The 2,173-nt window shown below is 62.1% G+C and carries 5 protein-coding genes; all 5 read right to left on the reverse strand.

Features of this window, described 5'->3' with window-relative positions:
* A partial coding sequence (locus V6C16_RS11670) for a phage protein Gp37 (RefSeq protein WP_333543281.1) occupies positions 1-304 on the reverse strand: 304 nt, incomplete at its 3' end.
* Entirely contained in the window at positions 304-756 is a 453-nt protein-coding gene (locus V6C16_RS11675) for a gp436 family protein (RefSeq protein WP_072311436.1), read from the reverse strand. The genes V6C16_RS11670 and V6C16_RS11675, both read right to left, overlap by 1 nt.
* 4 nt (positions 757-760) lie before the next feature.
* Positions 761-1,069 carry an HI1506-related protein gene (locus tag V6C16_RS11680; protein WP_072311435.1) on the reverse strand — a complete coding sequence of 103 codons (309 nt, stop codon included), beginning with the start codon at positions 1,067-1,069 and terminating at the stop codon, positions 761-763.
* An 8-nt stretch (positions 1,070-1,077) separates the two neighbouring features.
* Positions 1,078-2,007, reverse strand: coding sequence for a Mu-like prophage major head subunit gpT family protein (locus V6C16_RS11685; protein WP_296986066.1), 930 nt, complete (start codon positions 2,005-2,007; stop codon positions 1,078-1,080).
* A gap of 2 nt (positions 2,008-2,009) precedes the next feature.
* Positions 2,010-2,159, reverse strand: coding sequence for a phage protease (locus V6C16_RS14995; RefSeq protein WP_442886224.1), 150 nt, complete (start codon positions 2,157-2,159; stop codon positions 2,010-2,012).
* Positions 2,160-2,173 lie beyond the last annotated feature (14 nt).

Genomic DNA, 2,173 nt, shown 5'->3' on the forward strand with positions numbered 1-2,173 from the left:
GCATCTGATACGTACCCACATTGCCCGGCCCGCCCTTGCGCGTGGCGGCCTCGCTGCGCACACTGCGGTCAGCCACTATGGTGGTAAAGGCAAGCCGGGTGCGGAAACGGGTGCTGGCGGTATTGAGCGGCTCCGGTGCAGTACTGTCCTTGAAGGTTACCCACACAGCGGGCAAGGCGCGGATAACGCCCTGCCAGTCGCCCATGAGTTCGCCGCCGTAAGAGGACACCAGGCGCAGGTACGGCAGCTTTGCCGCCGCAATCTGCTCTATGATGCCGTTTTCAATTTCCATGATGGGCAGCATCAGAACCTCCAGATGCGTTGGCCGGGCTGGAACTGCACGGCGGCATCGTCGGCTTCGGCGGGGTCGCTGCCGTTCTCGTCGGGTAAAAGCAGGTCTGTCACGCCCCTGGCTACGCTTTTAAGCCACGCGGTGGCTTCTTCGTAGCGCCGGATGATGCTCTCGCTCTCCTGGGCGTCACCGCCTGTCAGGTGGTAGCGCGCCATGTCCATAACAAAGCCTTTGAGCGGCTCGGGTGTATCGTCGCCGCTGACAGTCAACGGCACGGCATAGCGCGGGGCAAGGTATGTATCAGCCTCCCGGCTGGCACGGGCCAGCGCGTCAAGCACGCGCTGCCCGTCCAGCGTGGGTTGGCCTTCCGCGTCGTCAGCACCTGGGGCGAGATTAAGCATTTCGTCTTGGCCGAAGTGCGCAGTCATGCCAGCAAGGCTGCCGTAGAGCGTGGGGCCGGGCATGGCTTTAGCCTGCCTTTTTAGCCGCTTTGGCGGCGGTTTTATCGGTTTTGGCCGTAGCCGGAGCTTCGGCCTTGGGCGCGGCAGCGGGCAGATTTTCAACCGGGCCAGTACTGACATTGGCATTGCTGTCAGATTGAACGGGCGTGTCAGTGACGACAAGCTGCGGGTCAGCTTTCAGCCGCGCCAGTTGATCTTCGGTGACGCTAACGGTGCGGCCCTCGGTGTCAAAGCACATGCCGCAACGGCAACGGCGCTCAACAAGGATTCCAGCAGCACCGGGGCGGGCTTTCACGAAAACAGTTATCTTGCTCATGCCGCCCCCTACAGCCACGCGCAGTTGATGATGGTAGCCGCGTCGTAATACTTGTTGCTTTCGCCGCCGTTGATGAGCTGCACACCCACAACGTCCAGGGCTGCGCTGTAGAGCGAGGACGGAACCACCAGCAACGTGCCGGACTTGCCCCCACGGCCAAGGGCAAGAGGACGTCCGCCGTCAGCCTTGTAGCCCTGCATCAGGGCCAGAGCCTTGCCGAAGTTTGCCGCGTTCAGCGTGTCGCGGCAGCACACGGCCTGCTGCCAGAAGCCGAAGCCCGCATTGCAGCGATAGCGCACGCCGTACAGGTATTCATCCTGTGTGAAAACGTGGTCCTGTTTGGGGTCAGTGACCGCCAACAGGTCCGGCTTGGTACGCTCCTGAAAAATGAGCGGTTTGAGGGGGCGGCTGGCGTCCAATATGTACCAAGCCAAGCCGGGGTCGCCTGCGGCCGGGTCAATAAGATTGCTGACGGTAACAGCATCGCCGGTGCCGTCGACCTGGGGGTATACGGGGTGATCGGTGTCAAAGAAGTTTTGCCCGTCATAGCAAAGCGTGGTCACGCCCTTGCCCAGCAGGCCAAACACCAGTTCATCCGGGTGGGTGGCCGCGGCATAGCCCATTTCGGCCAGCAGCGGCGTGTAGACGCCCAGGTTATCGTCCTCGATATCCGTGCGCGCTACGCCCACGGTACCCTCATACAGCTTGTTGGTGATGCTGTAGCCATGTTCCTGCATGGATTTCACGGTGCGGGGGCCGACCCATTCGCGCAGCTTGGGGTACTGACCGAGCCAACCGTAGGTAGTGGACTTGGCAGTGCTGGGTACATGAGTGGCGGCAAGCGCCCATTGGCTGGGGGCCTTGGCCTTGGCGTCTTCAAAGGTCTTGCTAAAGCCCACCCGCATGGATGCGAGCAAGGGGGCGGTAACTATGGCCATGACTATTTGGCCTCCTTGGCTTTGAGGTAATCTGCTTCGGTCATGCCAAGCTGGGCGCAGACGTACTTGTCTTCCGCAGTCAGGGATGCCAAGCCGGCATCGTCGCCGGGCTGACCGCTGGCGGCGCTCTGCTGGCCCTTGAGCGCCTCAATGGGCGTCGCGGCCT

The sequence above is a fragment of the Desulfovibrio sp. 1188_IL3213 genome (genome assembly GCF_036763145.1).
Classification (GTDB): domain Bacteria; phylum Desulfobacterota; class Desulfovibrionia; order Desulfovibrionales; family Desulfovibrionaceae; genus Desulfovibrio.